Origin of the sequence: Chitinophaga solisilvae (assembly GCF_009928525.1) — a bacterium.
GTDB classification, from domain to species: Bacteria; Bacteroidota; Bacteroidia; order Chitinophagales; family Chitinophagaceae; genus Chitinophaga; species Chitinophaga solisilvae.
The window spans coordinates 40,147-61,538 of record NZ_JAABOK010000023.1 but is presented as its reverse complement, the minus strand read 5'-3'; the positions used below and the strand labels follow the sequence as shown (position 1 = coordinate 61,538).

Here is a 21,392-nt window from a genome sequence, read left to right as displayed (position 1 = left end):
ATAAATCTCACAAAATATTTACCTCTTCAATTATTTTTTATGCCTCAAAAAATTAAAACCTACCTTATCAGTGGTCGTATCACTGATAAGAAAAACAACCCGCTCCCTGACCTTACCGTGCGCGCACTCGACGCAGAACCCGGAAACGGCGCCACCCCTTCCGGTAAGGAAATTGTCACCAATGCAGAAGGTAAGTATTCCCTCACCTGTACGGATGCCGATTTCAAAAAACTGCAGGTAAAAGATGGTGAAGCAGAAATATACATCTGTATCTATCAGCAGGATAAACTGCTAGGAAAAGATAAAGCTAAATGTAAACCCGATAAACAGGTAATTGTAGACATGAAGATTGATGACAAGGATCATCATCATGAACACTGTGATGATGACGATGATGACGATCATCATCATCACTGCCCTAAACCCAATGAAGATACCCTTGCCGTTTCCGGCGTTATCCGCAATGAGTCCGGGGAGCTGATGCACGATATTGCCATCGAGGTATTTGACCGGGACATGCGTACAGAACAGTCCCTGGGCAAAACAAAATCCAATAAGGGAAAGTACAGCATACAGTACAAAAAGGAACAATTCAGCATCCCGGAAAAAGGCAGTGCGGACATCATCGTAAAAGCCTACGACACCAAAGGTGGTATACTGTTTAAAACGCCTGTTTATTTCAATGCGCCTGCACAGCTGGAAGTGAATATCAATCTGAGCAACGTGGAGTATAAAGGTGCTACCGAATGGGAGGTGCTGACCGGTTTATTTACCCCCCTGCTCGGAGGTATTGCTCCGCTTGAATTAAAGGAAGATGCGCTATACCAGGATATCTCTTTTATTGCAGGTGAAACCGGCCACACGCAACATCTGGTAGCTACCTGGGTAGCTGCGTTCCACCTCGCGGAAAGAACTGTACGGTGGCAGCTGCCGGTAGAAGCTGCGGTACTTTTCGGCTGCATGCGCCAGGGACAGCCCGGTATGCTCACGGATGCACTTCTGCTGGATCTGTTGGATAAAGACAAGTCGGAACCGGTGAAAGATAAAATCCTCAAAGCCCTGGTAAACATATCTGCAGAGCTGCTGCAGGAAATTCTGCTGAAAGCATTTACAGAAAACTATACGCCTGTAAAATACAAGAAAGGTACCGCCGGCATACTCGATGCTTTCCACCAAATAAAACTGCACTATGCGGCAGATGAAAATGTAGGAGGCGGTAAAGGCTCCGTCAGCGAACTGATTCAGCTGACGCCCGCAGTGGCGCAGGAGCAGACGAAATTCATGACGGCCTATGCCGGCCATGATGGCTCGCTGAAAGACCTCTGGAAAAAACTGGAAGATGACAAGGTCTTTGAACAGAAGGATATTGAAAGCCTCCGGCTTAGCTTCGACCTCGGCGCGCTGACCCGCAACCACGTACCAATGGTGGCAGCGTTGCACGAAAATATCAGCAGCGGTACAACGGCTGCCAAACGGGACTTCGCCCGCTACGATCAGGCGGAGTGGCTGGAGGTTATCAGAAGCACCGGACCGGATGGTAAACCTGTTGGCTACCCCGCAAATATGGATGGGCAGACCACGGAAGAGAAGGAACAATTCTTTGCCGCCATACTGGAAAAGAGTTTTGAACGTAATTATCCTACTACAGCTTTTGCAGGGAACTTCACCAGAGCAAAGATGAAAATGCAGGCTGCTGCTGCCGCCGGCAAGATGCCGGATAACGGCCCCAAAATGCTGCCGAGGGATTCGGATATTGATATCATCCTGCGCGAATTACCGGACCTGGAACTGGAAAATGACCGTATCGACGTTATCGTGGGAGAACACCCGGAGGTGGTGGTCCAGCTGCCGGATCCGCCTGGAACCATTGCGGCCCTGAAGTCCATTCAGCGCGTGTTTAAACTGAATCCCACCTTCCGTTCTGTTACTGCGGTCATGGATGTAAACCTCGACTCTGCCCAGCAGATTTATTTTATGGGGCTGCAACAGTTCATGTCGCTGATGCAGCAACGGAATATCAACGCTATTGAAAGTAAAAAAATATTCCAGAAGGCAGAAAACGCATATGCGTTGGCGTTATCCTTTTACGGTACCTATAACAGGGCGGTGAATGGCGCTATACCGGCTATGGTGCCATCTCCGCTGCCTGGCGTTACATCGCAGCCGGGCTTCTCCCTGGTATCGGCATTACAGGACAAAATAGCTGAGCTGCCAGATCTGGGCTCTCTCTTCGGATCACAGCATTATTGCGCCTGCAGCGAATGCCGTTCTGTATACAGCGCCGCTGCACACTATGTGGATATACTCCGCTTCCTGAAGGAAAGAAATACCCATGGTACCGGCATACATGCCGGGAAGAAAGTGAAGGACGTACTGCTGGAACGCCGGCCCGACCTGGGAGAAATGGAACTGAGCTGTGATAATACCAACACTGCACTGCCCTATATCGACCTGGTAAATGAAATACTGGAAGATGCCGTACAGCAGCCGGTAGCTGTTAAAATCAATACGAATGCGGTGCTCACGCCGGGTGTTATCAGCACGGAAATTAAAAAAGCCATGCATACCGCCGGACTGCCGGTAGCAGACACTGCTACGGTATATGCACCCGACAGCCGTAATACCTGGGCGGTACGCGACAGCCATCATGCTTACAAAGCATTTGTATCAGCAGATGGTATCCGGATGCAGCCTACCCGCCAGACACATCTGTCTCCGGCGGAATTGCTGGCACACCCTGAATACACCAACCTGCCAGCCTATCATACACTGGCGAAGGAAGTATTTCCTTTCAGCCTGCCCTTTAACCTGTGGCTGGTGCAAAGCCGCGCTTACCTGGAACACCTGGGCGTATCACAGCCGCAGCTGCTGGAGCTATTCGGGCATACGCCGGCGAGCGGGGAAATGAAGACGGATACATTAGCTGCCGGTATTGCATGGCTGGGGTTATCAGCAACAGAAGGACAAATCATTACGGACACACTGCCTGATAAAATGCCCTGGGATTTCTGGGGACTGAAAGAAGCCGGCAACAATATCCCGCATCCGGCGACGCCTGCGGATACCAGCACTAATCTGACCGGTACCTGGACTGAGATCCTGACCTCCATGCCTGTAATGCTGCACAGAAGCGGTCTGAAATATGAAGAACTGCTGCAGCTGCTGCAATTGCGCTTCGTCAACCCGGCAGGAAATATTGTTGTCACCGGTACTGAAGCAAACAATGTTTGTGATGTTAACCGGCTGTCCTTGTCCGGGCTGGATGCTCCGGCACTGAGCAGGATACACCGCTTCATCCGCCTCTGGCGGAAAACAGGATGCACCATGCACCTGCTGGATATGGCCCTGCCTGATATTAATCCCGGCAATCCTTCACAGGGTAAGGAACTGACAGATAGTGTCATTCAGCAGCTGGCCGGGATCAGCCGTATCAGCAGGGAGTTTAAGCTGGAATGGCAGGAAGCGCTGGCATTGTACAATGACATAGATCATACAGTATACGCTACCGGGGTACCGGGTGTAACGCCTATGCCTACACGTTATCAGCAGTTGTTCCGCAATAAGCTGGTAGATGCCGTGGCCGTTTTTCCGGAAAATCCTGCTGACATCCGCGGTGAAGTACAGCTTTTTATTCCGGGCATACTGGCGGCATTGGGTATTACGGAACAGGAACTGATACTACTGCTGGCAGATATTGACCTGTCTGCCATCTCCCCCCTGGATATGGCCACACTGAGCAGCCTGTACCGCCTCACCATCCTGGCAGGTATGACCGGGCTCAGTATCCCCGAAATGCTGCGGCTGAAAAGTCTGTGGGGTGAAGATCCCTTCAGTGATCCGGCTGCTACCTTGTCATTCGTTGCCCTGAGCGGTAAAATAAAAAATGCCGGCTTCACTATCGCGGAAACAGATTACCTCATAGCGCATCAGACAATACTACGGAAGGAAACAGGGCTGGGCGAAAAGGAAATTGTACTGCAACTGCAGGTATTGCGCGAAGCCATGCAGAAAATTACGGATGATACTGCGCTGAAATCTGTTGCTGAACGCAAAGCCTTGCTGGAAGCGTTTGTCAGACAGCAGCTGGCGGACATCTTCCGCATCAGCATGGCGCATATGGAACAGTTACTCAGTCAGGTGATCTTACCAGGAACTACCGGCGTTTTACTGGCAGCTTTCACTGATAGCAGGCTGCTGGAAAAACAACCGGATGGGAAATATCTTGAACTGTCTGAAAGTAATTTTGCCACCCTGTATAAATGTCTTCGTCTGCTGCATAAACATGCGCTCATCATCAGCAGGCTGAAGATGAAGCCGGAAGAACTGGACTGGTGGCTGCAGGGAACACATGCTGGGGATATGGAATGGCTGCATCCGGCCACACTCCCCACGGATGAAGGGGGTACGGCAGTTTTTGAGCAGTGGATGCGTCTCACGGATTTCTTTACCTGGAAACGTAACCTGCTGGCGCCGGCGCTCACCGCATTCGAATGGCTGGATATTTTGCTCAGCGGACAAAATGAAGATGCCGTTATAACGGAAATGGCTACACTAACCGGCTGGGAAATGACAGATATCAACAGCTGCATCACTGCCTTTGGCTGGAACCTGCTTCAGGACCTGAAAGTACCGGCTAACCTGCTGCGGCTCTCCGCCTGTATGCAGGTGATAAACAGGGTAGGAGTACGCGCAGAAAGAGTGCTCTCCTGGGCTGTACCAGCACCGGATGCCGCTGTGGCGGAAAGCATGAAACAAACGATAAAGGCCCGGTATACGCTGCAGCAATGGCAGGACGTCATCAAACCATTGCAGGATATCTTCCGGGAACAAAAACGTAATGCCCTCGTAAGCTGGCTGCTGACACATCCTGACCAGTCGAAAGGACAATACTGGACCAATGAACACGGACTGTACAATCACTTCCTCATCGATGTGGAGATGGGTCACTGTATGCGCACCTCCCGTCTGAAACAGGCAGTAGCCGCCGCCCAGCTGTTTGTGCAACGCTGCCTGCTGAACCTGGAAACTGACATCATTGCCAACACAGATACAGACGCGAGATGGAAGCAGTGGAAATGGATGAAGTACTACCGCGTATGGGAAGCCAACCGCAAAGTGTTCCTGTATCCTGAAAACTGGCTGGAACCTGAACTACGCGATGAAAAATCTCCTTTCTTCCGGGAACTGGAAAATGAACTCATGCAGAATGATGTAGACAACGACAATGCCACACAAGCCTATCTCAACTATCTGGAAAAACTGGATAAAGTAGCCAACCTGGAAACCAGGGCTATCTATAATGAAGTCAATATAGGAGATCAGTCTGCCTTACACGTATTTGCCCGTACCCGCAGCAGCCTGGCACCTGAGTATTACTACCGGAAACGCATCAACGGAGGCCGCTGGCTGCCCTGGGAAAAAATTGATGCCGATATTACCGGGAACCACCTCATGGCCGGTGTGCATAATAAAAGGCTTTTCCTCTTATGGCCGCAGTTCCTGGAAAAAGCCACTGCACCGGATACAGTGCCCATTCCTAAGCTGGACAAAGACTATCAGCTGCCTGCCGCCACTAAGTACTGGGATATTAACCTCTGTTGGAGTGAATTGAAGAAAGGTAAATGGACGCCGAAAACCGTATCGGATACCACTGTTTCACTGAAGCAAAGTGATCTGGGGGGCGACTTTCGCGAGAATATTGCTTTCCGTACCCGCATCATGCAAGGCATTGATGTACGCATGTTCAGCAATAAACCGCAACTTGCCCTGCGTGGAAATACCGGCTTCGGCATGAGCGGTAAACAGATACTGCCGCTGAATCAACAACAGGAATACCTGATCGGCGCTCATGAAAGCACTTTCAGAAATAACCTGCTGCAGCACCATTCAGGCGTATACAATTTTTACTTTACCAGCCTGGAAGCAGATAAATCTGCTGCAGAAGTGCTGGCTTATGCGGCGCAAGACAGCTTTAAGCTGCTGAACAGTATCAAACCCGGAGCCAGCTTTACTGTCATTGATGCCAAAGCAGCTGCATTCTCTGAATTCGGTTCCTTCTTTTTCTGGGATGCCCGGCGCAATTACCTGGTAGATTATTATGCCAGCAACTGGCAGCAACAGCACAGCTACGAATGGCAATATTATCAGGATGGCGCTTTCCTCTTTCAGATACATTATCATCCTTTCGCAGAATTATTTATTAAAGAGCTGAATGCCGGAGGAATCAAAGGTTTGCTGAACCGGCGTATTCAGATAGCGCCGCACACGATCCCTGACAGCCCGCTGCCTTTTAAGTTTGCTGACTATTACAAGCCTACGCACCTGGTAACCCCCAACTACAGGCTGCCGGATAAAACAATGTCTTTCCCCGTGGAAGATGTGGACTTCTCCTACAGGGGAGCCTACGCGTCCTATAACTGGGAGCTGTTTTTCCATGCGCCGTTTTATATAGCAAACAAACTGGCCGCTAATCAGCAGTTTGAAGAAGCGCTGGAATGGTATCACTACATTTTCAATCCTGCTAACACAGATAATACCATTGCAGATAAAAAAACGCCGCAACAGAAATTCTGGATTACAAAACCGTTTTATGAAACTACCAGAGCAGATTACTATAAAGAAAGAATAGAGAACCTGATGCAGGCCATAGCCAGAAACGACCTGGAAGGAATGATGCAGGTCAGCGAATGGAGGGATAACCCCTTTAATCCGCACCTGGTTGCCCGTATGCGTACGGTGGCCTATCAGAAAAATGTGCTGATGAAATATATCCAGACGATTATTGCCTGGGCCGATCAGCTCTTCCGCAGGAATACCATTGAGTCTGTCAATGAAGCCACACAGCTGTACATACTGGCCGATGCCATACTGGGCCCGCGTCCTGTCAGCATTCCGGCTAAAACAGGATCGCCCGTGAAAACCTGGTACCAGCTTGAAAAGGATGGTGTCGATAATTTCGGTAACGCGCTTGCGGAAGTAGAGAACCTGCTGCCAACAGTACCAGCCGCCGGTACTCCGGAAGAAGACCGGCCGGAGCTGCCCCGCCTGGATGTACTTTACTTTGGCATCCCGCACAACGAAAAGCTGACGGCTATGTGGGATACGGTGGCAGACCGCCTGTATAAAATCAGGCACTGCATGAACTATGACGGTCAGACGCAGCAGCTGCCACTGTTTGATCCGCCGATAGACCCGGCCATGCTGATAAGAGCCGGCGCTGCAGGCCTGGAACCTGGCAGCGTGCCCGGTGCACTGCAGGCTCCGTTGCCTTTCTATCGTTTTAGCTTTATGCTGCCCCGCGCACTCGACTTATGTAATGAGGTGAGAAGTCTTGGCGGCGCAATGCTCTCTGCCCTGGAAAAAAAGGATGCTGAATCCTTTACACTCCTGCGCGCCGGCCATGAACGCAATATGCAGGATGCTGTCAGACTGGTAAAGGTGAAACAGCTGGAAGAAGCACAGCGTAACCTGGAAGGATTGCGGGAAGCCAGAAAAATTACCACGGAAAGGAAAGATTACTATACCCGTCTCGTCAATGAAGGATGGAAAGATGGAGAAAAAATGGCGTATGGTTTGTCTGTGGCGTCTACTGTAATCGATGCTGCCGTCGCTGCCGGATTTGTTACATCCGGAGGACTGAAGCTGATACCTTCCTTCCTCGCCGGTTCAGCAGGCTTCGGTGGTACGCCTACCGTTCAGGTTAAATTTGGCGGTAATGAAATTGGTAACGGCGCTGAAATGGCAGTGAGAACCTTACAGACCATCGGCGCTACGCTGGATAAAACAGCCGGCCTGATGCTGACGGCTGCCGGCTATGAAAGACGTGCGGAAGAATGGGGGCTGCAGCAACGCCTGGCAGAGCTGGAACTGCCGCAGATGGACAAACAGATTGCTGCTGCTGAAATCCGCTGCAGTATGGCTGAACAGGAGTTGGTAAATCATGATAAACAAAAGCTGAACATGGAGAAAGAAGAAGAATTCATGCACAGCAGGTTTACTAACCGGGAATTATACGATTGGATGGGTAGTCAGCTGTCTGCCGTATATTTCCAGTCCTATCAGCTGGCATCCGATATGGCCCGGCGTACGGAAATGTGCTACCGCTATGAGCTGGGACTCAGTGATTCCAACTATGTGCAGCCGGGCTACTGGGATAGCCTGAAGAAGGGACTGCTTTGCGGCGAACACCTCTATCATGACCTCAAACGCCTGGAAACGGCTTACTATGAACAAAACCGCCGCCAGCACGAATTATCGAAGCATGTATCTCTTTCCCTGCTGGACCCGGTAGCTTTGCTGAAACTGAAACAGGAAGGAGCCTGTTTTGTGAATATTCCGGAAGCATTGTTTGACATGGATTATCCGGGACACTATTTCAGACGTATTAAAACGTTGAGCATATCTATCCCCTGTATTTCAGGGCCGTACACTACCATTGCCTGCACGCTGACCCAGACGGGCAACCAGCTGCGTAAGGATGCTACGCTGAGCGGAAACGGTAAATACGCCAGAGATCTGACTACCCCGGATCCAAGGTTCCGTGATGAGGTAGCGTCACATCAAACCATCACCACCAGTTCGGCACAGAACGATCACGGCCTCTTTGAACTCAGTTTCGGAGATGAACGCTACCTGCCTTTCGAAGGAACGGGCGCTGTCAGCTCCTGGCATATTAAACTCAACAAAGACTGTAAACAGTTTGATTTTGATACGATAGCCGATCTGATTTTCCACTTCCGGTACACTGCCCGCGATGGCGGCGTTGAGCTGCGGCAATATGCTGCCGCAGAACTGCCGGAACAACTAAACCAGCTGGCATTGGCGGCAAGTAATACAGGACTGTTCCGCGTATTGGATATACAACAGGAATTCCCGGATCAGTGGCATCAGTTTTTACACCCTGCTGCCGGTAACGACCAGGTATTAAAACTGGATACCCTGCTGCAACGGTTGCCATACTTCACCCGCGCCTTCCCGCAGAAAAAAGCAGCCCGCATTGAAGTGGTGGCTCAGATGAAAGACAACGACAAGGTATACAAGGTGATGCTGTCTCCGGCAGGTGTTAACCCCACGGACTGGCTGGATATGAAAGCAGATAAGGTATATGGCGGATTGCACCGTGCCGTCAAGGCGTTTGACAAAGGAGCAGCAGTTCCCAAGGAAAGCTGGACGATTAAGCTGAAAGCAACGGATGCCCCGGATTTCAGGTCACTGCCGGCAGATGCCATCGCATCACTGTTCCTGATTATTAATTATTCAATCACCTGATATGTTGCAACAGAATGACATCAGCAGCCTGGTCAGCCTTATTGTTGACCGGCTGCAGCCGGAAAAAGTTATCATATTCGGATCTTACGCCAAAGGAGTAGCTACTCCCAAAAGCGACCTGGACATCTTTGTTATACAGCGCACCTCCCTGCCGGCATATGCCCGGCGGCAGCAGCTGCAACCACTGATTATCAACCACGCGGTGAAGGTAGACGTACATATCTACTCTCCTGAAGAAACAGCAGCCTATGCAGGTGAGCCGTTCTCTTTTGTACATTCCGTACTGAAAACAGGTTATGTAGCGTATAGTCGTTAACGTTAATACACCCGATGTAAACCAGACAGGCAGGCGTCTTCACAAGACGCCTGCACTGTTTTAAGAGGTTGTACGGGATCAGGTTAGTCCTTTATCAGCTCTCCCCACTTATTCAGCTCCGGATGGCCGGGCATATTCACCGGACAGGATTCGGATGGTATACGGATTTTTTTACTGATGCTGCAGCCGCATACCTTGCAAACGCAGTCAGCCGCCCTTTTGCCGATAGCTTCACCGGATTTGGAAGTGACGAGCTTCTGCAGAAATTTTTCCGGCTTACCCAGGTGTTCGCAGGAAAGACAGGCATCTTCCCTTTTCTCCAGTACCTCACTGCTCACCACTGTGAAGCCGGCTTTGCTCCAGTTGAGTAAGGCTGTACCAGCCTTTTTTACCAGATCTGTATTGCTTAGTTCTTTTTTCTGTTTCACTGCATACTCCTTGTTCTGCGGGTCTGCCAGCAGGGCATTGAGAAATCCCGGCGCCTGACGGCTGATGATCAGATTCTGCGCATAAGAAGGGTCATTGATGGCGCGCAGCAACGCTTCCATAGGAACTTTTTCCTTAATGCCGAGGAAACTGCTGAATTTTACAGCTATATCTTCCAGAGAAGCATTTTCATCTACTTCAAGAATTTCATGTATCATATGTATTGCAGCATTTAGGGCCGGCCATCTGCAGCCTGCTCCGTGCAGGCTGCGCGATGGTTACGGCCTGTTGTTAATATTGAAAACTGTTACAGTTCTGGCCTTTTACCAACGGTTCCCCCTTGGCAGAAAGCACATCGTATACGCATACACTGTAGCCACCCGGCTTATTCAGCACTACGCTCAATATCACCACATTCGGTGATTTGGGATCCATACGTGCGGCCGTTACTACAATGATGGGATCAAATGCATAGTTTCCGATAGCGGTAGCTGTTTTGACATCTACCGGAACATTGTAGGTAATCACTACGGAAGTGCCGGTTTTGTCCTTGACAACATTTGCGGAAGAAACTTCCAGCTTAGGATCCGGTGATCCGCCTGCGCATGCCGGCAGTGCCATCATATTAAAGGCGGCATTGATAGCGTCCAGCCTGCAGTCTGTGGAAATGTACATGCAGGTATTTCCCTTCTTGCCTTTCCTGAGTTTTGGATCTATCAGACCAAAGAAATCAGTTAAGGTACTCACCGCCTGTTGTATGATAGGGGCGGATGACACACCATACCATACCTTGGGCAGCACGCCCGTTACAGCAAAGTAGTCTGCCTTGCCTTCGCAGGTATATTCATGCGGGTTTTTAGGATCACCTCCGAAAAGATGCCCCAGCTCATGGGCAATGACGAAAGCCAGCCCGTCGAAATCGATACATTCAGTACGCGCCAGCCCCCCATTGACTACGATGAATGAATTGCCGTATTCGAAGAAGGAATGCGCATTAGGTAACTGATTTTCTTTGTCGTAATAGAAGATGATATTCGGGAAGAAACCCTGGTATAAAGTAAACAGATAATTGACAAGCTCATCACCGGTATTGGAAAATACAGGAGCAATATTGGAATCGGGGTTGTCAAGGATGGACAAGGCCTGCTCTTTGCTGATGAAATGCTGTGCATTATCAGGGATATGCAATGTTCCTTTCTTACCCATTGCCTCAAAGACTTTCTTGTCAATGGCTTCCGGCTGGAAGTCCTTGTTATGGGCTTTGAAGGAATCTCCGATCAGGTGTTTGTATTTGGTGAAGTATTCCTTTGAACCAAATTCCGGCAGCTTGCTGTGGTCATCTGCCAGCAGGGCCTTCGGTGCATTGGCAATACCCATCTGGAGAGCATAGTCGCCGCATACAATACCTTTTGCCAGCATCAGGTGCCCGGCCAGTACCACAGCGGGTTCCAGGGTGGTGGCGATGTGGTGCAGCCCTTTTTTGTATTTGCCTACTTCCAGGCTTTTAACAAGTGCAGTACTGCCATCCTTGTATACCAGCTTGTCTTTTTCAGGTACCAGCTTGGCGGCTGCCTTCATTTTTTTGTCAGTCATATAGAATAACTGATCTCTGGAAACAAACAGGTGGTCCAGCTTTCCCGGCGATACTTCATAGGTAAGCTTAATCATGGTAGTCTCGCTGTTCATGTCTCCCGCACCGGAACTGAACAATACTTCTTTCTGGCTCCACTTGCTTAAATCCGCATTGTCGGCAACATACACCATGTCACCCGGATTAAATTCTGCAATTGCCTTGTAAACATCGTTATCTGAGGCAACAGGGGTTTCGTTTGCAAAGCATCCGCAACAGCAATAGCAGTTTTCGGAAAGGATCGGTACAGGCGTGGAAGCATTCCATGCACAGCAGCCGGGGTTCTGATTGTTTAAGCATCCGTTTGGATAAGCGTCAGAACAGGTACAGTATGCCTCTGTGTAATCGCGGACAATGCTGGCATCACAATGCGTCTCCGGACACATGACAGCATTCTTGATTTTTTTGATGTTATCAACGCAAGGTTGATACCACGATGGTTGACCCATAGATGTAAATTTTTGGTTTATGAATAAGGTTTCCTTTAATGCTGACCTGAAGCCAGCAGCGACTGAATAATGGATTTTCCTTTTCTCTTTTTTACCTCCTTTTTTTTAAGTGAACAGATTAACTGAACGGGGCTTCCGTATAGTAAATGACCACCGCCATATCAATCAGCCTGGTTTCATCAAGTGATTTGTCTGCGCCGCTGCCTTTGGAGATATCATCCGGCAGACTGGCATCGATGAATTGCAGTGTACACGCTGTACTGGTGGTACCAAAACCGATGGATGTCAGATCCTGTGCAGTCAGTTCTCCATAGTTACTGTTGATACTGATCAGCTTTACGCCTTTATCTGTTTTCAGCTGCAGGAAAGATGCACCGCTGATAGCTGTGCCGGCGGCCACTTCCAGCTGTACGGCCAGTTTATCGACCTTGACATTGGCGAGGTTAGTCAGCCAGTAATTATCTGTGAGCGGGAAGGTGATTTCCTGTATGCCATTTACGGGAGCAGCAAACAATTTTACCCAGTTGCTGTAGAAAGCCTGCGCAAGGTCAAAGGTTTTGGCTTTGGTATAATTGCCGCTCGGGGTCTGCATGCTCTTGTAAACACCTTTCACCTGGTTCGCAAAGTTGCTGCCGCCGTTTTTGGCGGTATATCTTACGGTGATGATAATATCGGAGATGCTGTTGAAATTGATCCGGTTGGTATCCGGAGGAAGATTTAATGTCCAGGCGGAAATAGCGCCGGAACCTTCAAACGGCAGGTATCTTTCGTCGTCGAAGTTCAGCGTGAACAGGCCGCTGTCATCTACTCCCTTGGACAGGGCAATGGCTTGTCCCGGTACCCAGTTCTGGCGCAGCACATCAGACCCCGGCTCTTTGGGGCTAAGGCCACTGCCGGGCGTGGTTTTGGAGATGACAAACTTCACGGCATCCAGGTCCGGCAGCTGTATCACCCAGTTGTAATTCTGTGTCAGCGTGGCATTCAGATTCTGATAAGGCCCTATCACCGCCGGAATGGAAACAGAAATAGATTTTATCTTCCGGCAGTACTGACCCGGATAATCAAAGTCAAACAGCTGCTCACTCAGCACAAAGTCCAGCACGCCCTGTGTACCTCCGTTGTTACCCCATTTGAACTGCAGGAATGCTTCCGGGAAATTCTGCAGTACAGAGATGGTTTTTTCGATTTCAAACGTACGGGTGTTACCGTAAGTGAAGGATGTTTCCATCTGCTGCAGGGATAACATCAGCGATTCGCCCGCCAGCAGCCCTTTGTACAGATTATCCCAGTAGTTGAACGTAATCAGCTGGTTGCTGGTATTCAGCTCAAACTGATAGGCGGCCTGTGTCTGTAAGGCTGCATTCAGCGCCAGATTGTAAGTCTGGAAAAACAGGGAAGACAGCCTGGAAATCATCCACTGATACAGATCCTGATTGGTGAACTGATTCTTCAGATAGGTATCTACGGTCTGTTGCTGGTCAATACTTTTCTGATTGATGATCAGGTCCTGCTGGGCGATGGCAATGCGTGCCTGATAGGATGTTATCTGCTCAGAGAGCTGTGCTATTTCATATTCGGCGTTTGTTTTCTGGAATTCCCAGTCTTCGATACGGCGGGCATAATTGCCGGCGGTAGCCACAATGCCGGCATTCTGATTCAGTATTTCTGCCGTGATACTGCTGATGCTGGCACCCGCCATCACTGCGTTACCGAATTCCATACCGCCGTCTGCCAGCCCGAAAATATTTGGCGCCAGGTATGCTGCAATAGATACCCCGTTGATACCGATGGCGATGCCCTGTGGTATAATGGCGGAAGTACGCAGTGCGATGTCGGCAATTTCATAGGAATTCAGCCCGGCAGCCAGCAGCCCGGCGTAGTATTGCTGCCGGTACTGTGCTCCTTGCAGGTTTTCCTGCATGGCGCCCAGCTGCGCCTGCGCATCTATAATCTGCTGCTGCTTGATCTGTGTGGTGAGATTGAGGATATTGATTTCATTGACGGCCTGTAGCAGCTGTAATCCCTGTGCATCTTTTTTCTCCAGTGCGGAGAGCAATTCATTGCCCAGCTCTGTCAGCGTATTGGTCAGCGACTTGCTCAGCTCCAGCATACTGCTGAAACGGTAGGCCGGAACATTGGGCTGCACCAGCGAGGTAAGATTCAGGATATTGTTGCCGGATGCTGCTGCCTTGACCAGGTCCATCGGGTTGAGCGGCGGATCAAAGAGCGGCAGCGGCTGCGGTACACCGTCTATATTGAGGCAATGCCGGATATTATACAACCTGTTGTCTATCACATCCCAGTAGGTGGTGAACGTATCGTTTTCAGGTATGCAGAAGTAGGCTTCTATATCATTGTACGGCACATCTTTGCCTGTAGGCGGCAATACCGGCGGGAGAGAGGACGATATCGCATTTTCCATATCTATCAGGAATTGAGGAATACCGCCGGTGGTATCGCCGTACTTCGACAGGATCTCATTGAAGTTGACGGGGAATTCCGGCGGTTGCTCGCCCATGTCTACCGGTCTTGGTCCCAGCAGGTCGTATGCATAAATATAGAGCATCAGCGCTGCGGTAATGGATTCCCAGGTATACAACCGGTACTCGCTGTCACCCCAGTTAATCAGGTTCTCTATGTACTGCATGACGGTGGCCTTTTCATATGCGCCTATCCTCAGTCGCGCTATGGCATGAGGATCCAGCGGATGCATATTGTAGGCGTATATCTGCGCGGGGTCTGTCAGTTGTTCCGACAAGGGCTGCAGCGTATGCTCGCGGAACGGCTGGAACTGCCAGTAGGAGTAAAGCGGAGAAATGAGGTAATTGTTGACAAGTATATTCTTTACCTCAATAGCCTGTAAGATAGAAACTGTCAGCACACTGGCCAGCATTTCCGGAGAAATGGTTAAGGCAGATTTTTGCACCATACCGTTTTTGTTAATCAGGTCATTCGGCGGCGTGGTCAGCGTGGTGAATATATGTTCGGATAAGGTGGGAGAGATATTCTGTACCACGAAGGAGTCCGGTCCCAGCGTATCCATGTTGGCCGTCGGATTGAAGATGTATTGCATCCAGCTTTCGGCATCGCGGAACTGCAGGTTGTTGTTCAGTACTTTGGATACCAGCATGGGCCCATGAAAGAATAGTTCCCAGTAGTATTCGCCGTAAGGCCCCTTGAAATTCACCTGGTCCTCAAACTGAATATCGGGGGCTTCCACCTGGTCGGTAGGTTCCATCTGATCAAAATAGGCATCTACATTTTCGGGCGCCTGCTGTGACGACAGGGCCAGCATCTGGTCAATGCCTTCTGTAAACAGAATGCTGCTCAGTTTCCGGATAGCGCCGGTACTCAGCCGGTCTACCTTGAAGTGCAGGGTGTAGATGTTATCGTCTTCTGTAAACTTGCCGGGCACACTATCCTGGTCCGGTGTCAGCAGTATATCCAGTATCTCTGTGCCCTGTGCAGTAGACAAACCCGTCAGCGCTGCAATCATATCCGGTGTTACCCTGCTGGCCAGGCCGATGTCTACTATACCGTTATTGGAGATCAGCTTGTTGGGCGGCGTGCTGAGCACCTTGTACACCCGTTCGGAGGTTGCCTCATTGATGTCTCCTGTAACAAAGGAGCTGGGTGTTACATACACATAGTTACCACTCATGTAGCTGATGCCTGTCAGCGAAGAAGAAACCAGGATGTTTTTTACTTCGTTGGCCTGCTCTATGGAAATGCTGCACAGGAGCGCAATCATGGTTGTCTGCGCATTCAGCGCCGCCGGTATGTCTACTACGCCGTTTGTACCGATGATATTATTGGGCGGAGTAGATAATGCCTTGTAAATATTTGCCGATACATCCTGTCCTATATCCAGTGTGATGAAAGAATATTTGTTAACAGCCGTCAGCAGCGTGCTGATTTTCGTCAGGTCATTGATATCTCCGTACTGCTCATTTTTAAACAGATAGCCGTTACCGTTATTATAGAAAATAAACATTCCGGGATTATTGCTGATAGGAATAATCTGACTGTTATAGGTAGCAATGTTTTCGAGCAGGGATGGTGTGCCGTAATAGTGCTCAAACAGGATATTCCGTACCTCTCTGGCCTGGAAGGTTGGCAGAGACAGCACCATGGCATACATGTCGATAGATATAGTCAATGCCTGCGCGGTGACCATGCCGTTGGAGCCAATTACATTGTTGGGCGGCGTGGTCAGTATGGTAAATATATTCGCGGACTGTGCAGCAGAAATATCCCTGGTAATAAACGAATCGGAAGTGGCCGGATAAGGCTGCAGGAAGCTAATAAGATCCAGGCCCATACCTTCTGTATAGTTCACCTTCATGGTATTTGCGGAAGATTGCAGCACCAGCTTCTGTTCTACTACCGAAGCGGCAAACCCCGGTGCGCTGTTGTCTGACATGTTATCGTCCTGCAGAAATACATACTCATTATTGTTGAGCAGGAAACTGGGTTCCAGCAGCGCATCAATTACAATGAAGGGCATCAGCGGATAGCAGCCAGCTGTACCCATGGTAACGCCCTGTTTCATCACCGTGTCATCTATGGCTATCTGCTTTTCAAAGGCATAGGTGAGCGGTTGTGCATTAGGATCAGGGGTGGGTGTTTTGGCAGGGTTGTAGGACAACACATCTGCCAGCGGTCCGTAATAGAGATAAATCTTTTCCTGTTTGTGCGGATCGGAATCCGCTTTGAGGAAATCATCCGATGTGGCCGGGAAAGCTATTACGCGGTCAAAGTAGGGTTTATTACTGTTGAAGATGGGCGCATTAAACGGGCTGTTAAAATCCGGATAGGGTGTTACATCCACCACCTGCCCGTCAATGATGGTCTGCGGCTGCTTCCAGTTGCCGCTGTAATCAAAGAAGGAGGTCTTGATAGTAGCCTTGGTAACAGACACTTTGGTATTGTCGGTACCGGATTCATTCGTCTGCACCAGCTCTACCCAGAAAATAAACAGCTTATTGAAGGCATATACCGCAGCGATGTTATCTGCATTGATGGTGATGTTGATCTTATTCCACTGAGACCATACATCGCCCGGCTGCCGCGTGATATAGTAATACTGGTAGGGGACGGACTGGGTTCTGGCAAACAGGTACAGTATCTCACTCTGCTCATGGTCGGGGCCTTCCGTGTAACAATGATACCCGCCTACATATTGCAGCGTAGCCAGCTCCTGGAAGGAATCCAGGTAGTTGATGTACGCGGCTTCTACTGTTGCCTTGTTGATGTTACCCTGACTGAGGTTGTTCTCCAGCTCTTTGAAGAGGTCTGTTTTAGAAACGCGCAGACTGGGGTCCAGGTAGTTTTCGGGATACAGGAATACCTGCCGGTTGGCTTCCCAGACCCGGTAGTTCATGATCCATTCCCAGAATACATCGGGCAGGTCTGCCTTGTCAATAACGGCATTCCTCTCCAGGTTCAGGCGGCAACGCTGCAGGTACAGCTGCGCGGAATTCAGCGCCTGCTTGATATAGGATATGTCCGCGCATCCTCCCTGGTTTACGTCTATGAGCAGGTATTCGTACAGGTTGTCTGCTGTGGTAATATCCGGATACTTCTTTCCTGTTTCCCACACGGTAAGGTTCAGCATGGCTGTACGCTTGTCTTCTTCCAGCGTACTGTTGAGAGATTTGAATACGGTGGGCCAGGCATCCACAGCGGTAACCGCCTTGATATTCTGCAGCAGGGTGGAAGCAAGGCGCTTATAGTTGTTCCAGTGATCCAGATCAGTATCCTGCCAGGAGGCAATGTCATTCAGCTGTTTCAGGAAGTATACATCTATCCCCAGGATAGCGGTGATGTGAAAAGCGATATTCAGTTTTTCAATCTGGCTGACTGTTTTGCAGTTAACATCTTTTCCGAAGAAGTAATCGCACAGGTACCGGCACTGATCTTCATGCCAGCCTGTAATGGCGCATAATTCCGGGCAACTGTCGCCGGTGGCGGTCTGCACACTATACAGGTAGGCTACCAGCGCATTATTTCTGTCGCCGAAATCACTTTCCTGTTCCATGAAGGTATCCAGCGCAATGATATTATCTGCCGGAAACAGGAGCTGGAATGTGGCGGCGTTAAAAGTGTAGGTAAGGTTGTAGGCAGCGGGCGTCTGCGTAACGCCTGCGATCTGTACAATATTCAGTTCCAGTGTCTGATACAGGATCAGGAACCTGGACAGTGCCTGAATAAAATTATAATCAAACAGCAGCACGTTGGCCGGTCCCTGGGCGGGATCTGCATAGAAATAAATATCGCTGCCGGAGCTGAACTGGTAGGCGCAGTAAATGGTTACCATACTACTGTCCTGTATGATCCAGGTACCGGTGCCGGTGTTGGAAACAAGGAATGTTTCCGGCAGGGCAAGACTGTTCCTGGCAAATACGGCCCTTACCTTGTCGGGGTCCATCATGGTCGTACTGTCTTTGACCAGTACGCTGTCTGCCGGTGTGGAGAAGAGATTGAACAGGAAGAAGTACGGAAGGAAGTTCATGTTGTTAAACAGTACTTCTGTCTGTGCAATCACGGCAGCCATATAATCCGCCTTTACCTGGAAGAAGGATGCCATGGCGGAGATAAAGGCATTTTTCTGATTGGTGCGGTAGGTATCCGTGGTATGAACAATGATATTCTTGATGCTGAAGTTGAGGGTGAAATCATCTTCTCCCTGTACCGGAAGCGTATCGGGAAGATCGTCTATCGTCAGCACTTTGGTATTGGATACAAATCCGGTATTATCTGCATACGCCTGCTGGGGATCTTTCATCCAGCTGAATACAGCCTGGGATTGTTTGGGAGAAATGCCATTGCCGGAGAAACTGGTTTCCAGCAGCAGGTTCCGGACCAGGGTGGTATGGAGGGAATTGATAAAGTCAGGGATATTGCCCGGCTCATAACCGGTAGGTGCATACTGACTGGTTTGCGCATTGCACAGATAATTTACAGAGAAGGCGTTCAGGCCGGTCTGCCGCATCCATTTCAGGTTTTCTACAATGGAGATGACATTATCCGGTGTGAGCGACAGGGCTATCAGTGTATCATGGCCGGATTGTGTCAGTTTCAGCTGCTGCAGCAGCAGGATGTATTCACTGACCTGTATATTGAGCGCTTTCACCAGTACGGCATGCCGGTATAGTACAGACAGGTTGGCTACGTCCAGCGAAATGCTGTCTGCGTTCCCGAAAGTGGCTGCTGCAATAAGGCGCAGCGAATCGGTAGGTACCGGAATACCTGATACAATAATATTGCCGGGCGCTGATTTTGCGCTGTCTGTATCATTCAGGTACCAGTCCACTACATCTGACTGATACAGCGGGTTAACGAACCGCTGGTAGTTATCCGGATATTTGGGATGATAGGGATTAATGTCTGTAAAGCCCACCTGTTGCGGGCCGTTGAATACCTGGTCAAACGGGGCCTGCGAAAACTGCCCGTTGCCAATACCGATGGTTTGTATATCATACCACAGGCTGGCCAGCAGATCCAGTGGCAACGCATATTCCCGGTGCAGCTTCATTACTTTGGCCAGTTCAATGATGGTGGCATCAGTGATTTCTCTGTCTGCCTGGTTAATATAGGAGATGGTCATCAACATCCAGTTGACGGATTCGTAGTCCCACTCCAGCTTCTGGGATAGCCTGATAAAGCGGTTGAGCGTATCCAGGGTGTTGATGTCCTGGTTGGCAATTTCATCAAATACGTTATTGGGATCTACTTTATTCTGCCTGATGAACAGGAATGTTGTCGGATCTGTAAATGGGGTGTTGATGAAGAAGCTGTGCGGGATAATACCACTGGCAGCGGGAGATACGGTGATATCCCTGGTGCCGGCCCATGTGGTGGATTCCCAGGGTTTTCCCATACCTGTATTCCAGTTGGCGGTAAAGGAGAGCGCATTGTCAGCAAATACAAACTGACAATAGTCCTGCGTTACGGCGCCCCCTTCTGTCTGCACCCATTCCCCCTGCATGGTCTGGTCAATCAGGCTGCCGTCGATAACTACCTTGCCGGTGGTGTAATCGCAGATACCGGTGAGGTTACTGCCTGCCTGTGTGAACACGAGGGTATTACCTTTCATGCCGGTGACGGTATAGGTGCCGCCCGCATTGAAAATTTCTGCAATATTGAGATCTTCAGACAGCAGTGTTTTCAGATCTTCCAGGGGAATGCCCACCTGTTTGATGAAGGTGTCTACTTCATTGAGGTGCTGAAGATCCTGCTGGGTAATGGGCAGGCCGTAGTTGGCAGTCAGCACGGCAGGCAGACTGGCTGCTGCCGGCTTTTTATAGTTGCTGAGTTCTTCAATGGAAATGTCGAGGTACTCACGTGCAATGGCCAGGGTGCTGGCGCCTGTATCCATGGAGGTGAAAATAGCCGAAAGGGAAGTGTTCTCCTGTGCCAGATAAGTCCTCAGCTGTTCCAGCGGCAGATTGAAAGGCAGGTTGAATGGATAGTAGCGGGTAACAAGGTCGAAGTAAATATCATCCACACCGAGCGCCTGCATGAGGGTGCGTTCTAAAATTTCGTTTACAATCTGGAGATAGGGTACCAGGTTGTTGGTGTTGGCGCAGGTGAGTTTTATCTCCGCTATATCAGGTCTTCTGTCATTGAAGGTAAGCCCCTGCGGGATACTGGGGTTAGGCTTGGTAATGGCTTTGTCTATCAGTCTTAACAGGTCTGTCAGGTAGGCGGCAGGGCCGAGTATGGATTTACATTCGGGGCAGCTGCAGTAGTTGAGAGAACCGAAAATCTGCTGGTAGCTGGACAGGTTCTGGAAGTTGTCCAGTACATCCTGCGGCGCCGGCGAAGCGGCCAGGGATCCGTAGTAGGGCGATTTCCGTAGCTGGCTGATATTCGTCCAGAGCAGCATCACCTTGGTTTTAATATCGTAGGCCTGTTTATATATTTTGCGGGCGGTGGCATTGCCTCCTTTCAGTTTACGGCCTACTTTCTTCACAAAGTGCGATTGGCTGAGCGCCGTGATTTTGCGGGCAGAATCCAGTTGCTGACTCATCAGCACTTCGGCTGCTTCCTGATCGGGGCACATGCGTAACAATCTTTGCCAGCCTTTCAGTTCTTCAATCGTTTCCTTTTTTTTAGCCTTTGTGATCTTCAGGGTGTCCGCATTTTTCTCATCAATGAAATTAAAAGTAAGGATGTCAAAGTCTGGATTGGCTTTATGAAAAGCAGCCAGTTTTTTACTTTTTAATTTGATAGGGTGCTGATGTATCATCGGATTAATTTTTAATATTTTATGCAGATGGATTTGAGCAGTTAATGTATA

5 protein-coding genes are annotated in these 21,392 nt (G+C 49.7%); 2 read left to right on the top strand and 3 right to left on the bottom strand.

The genetic code is table 11. The features are described 5' to 3' along the window. The first annotated feature begins 39 nt into the window (after nucleotides 1–39). Entirely contained in the window at nucleotides 40–9,267 is a 9,228-nt protein-coding gene (locus tag GWG06_RS28640; protein ID WP_160717892.1) for a Tc toxin subunit A-related protein, read from the top strand. Nucleotide 9,268: 1 nt separating this feature from the next. Next, a complete protein-coding gene (locus GWG06_RS28635) occupies nucleotides 9,269–9,583 on the top strand; it encodes a nucleotidyltransferase domain-containing protein (RefSeq protein ID WP_160717890.1) in 315 nt (104 codons plus the stop codon). Nucleotides 9,584–9,666: 83 nt separating this feature from the next. Here GWG06_RS28635 and GWG06_RS28630 read toward each other — a convergent pair whose 3' ends face one another. The 3 genes from GWG06_RS28630 to GWG06_RS28620 form a co-directional block, all read right to left on the bottom strand. After that, nucleotides 9,667–10,227 carry a hypothetical protein gene (locus tag GWG06_RS28630; RefSeq protein WP_160717888.1) on the bottom strand — a complete coding sequence of 187 codons (561 nt, stop codon included), beginning with the start codon at nucleotides 10,225–10,227 and terminating at the stop codon, nucleotides 9,667–9,669. 73 nt (nucleotides 10,228–10,300) lie between these two features. Continuing rightward, a complete protein-coding gene (locus GWG06_RS28625) occupies nucleotides 10,301–11,773 on the bottom strand; it encodes a M48 family metalloprotease (RefSeq protein ID WP_160717886.1) in 1,473 nt (490 codons plus the stop codon). Between the two features lie 433 nt (nucleotides 11,774–12,206). Beyond that, nucleotides 12,207–21,341 carry a Tc toxin subunit A-related protein gene (locus GWG06_RS28620; protein ID WP_160717884.1) on the bottom strand — a complete coding sequence of 3,045 codons (9,135 nt, stop codon included), beginning with the start codon at nucleotides 21,339–21,341 and terminating at the stop codon, nucleotides 12,207–12,209. Between the last annotated feature and the right edge of the window lie 51 nt (nucleotides 21,342–21,392).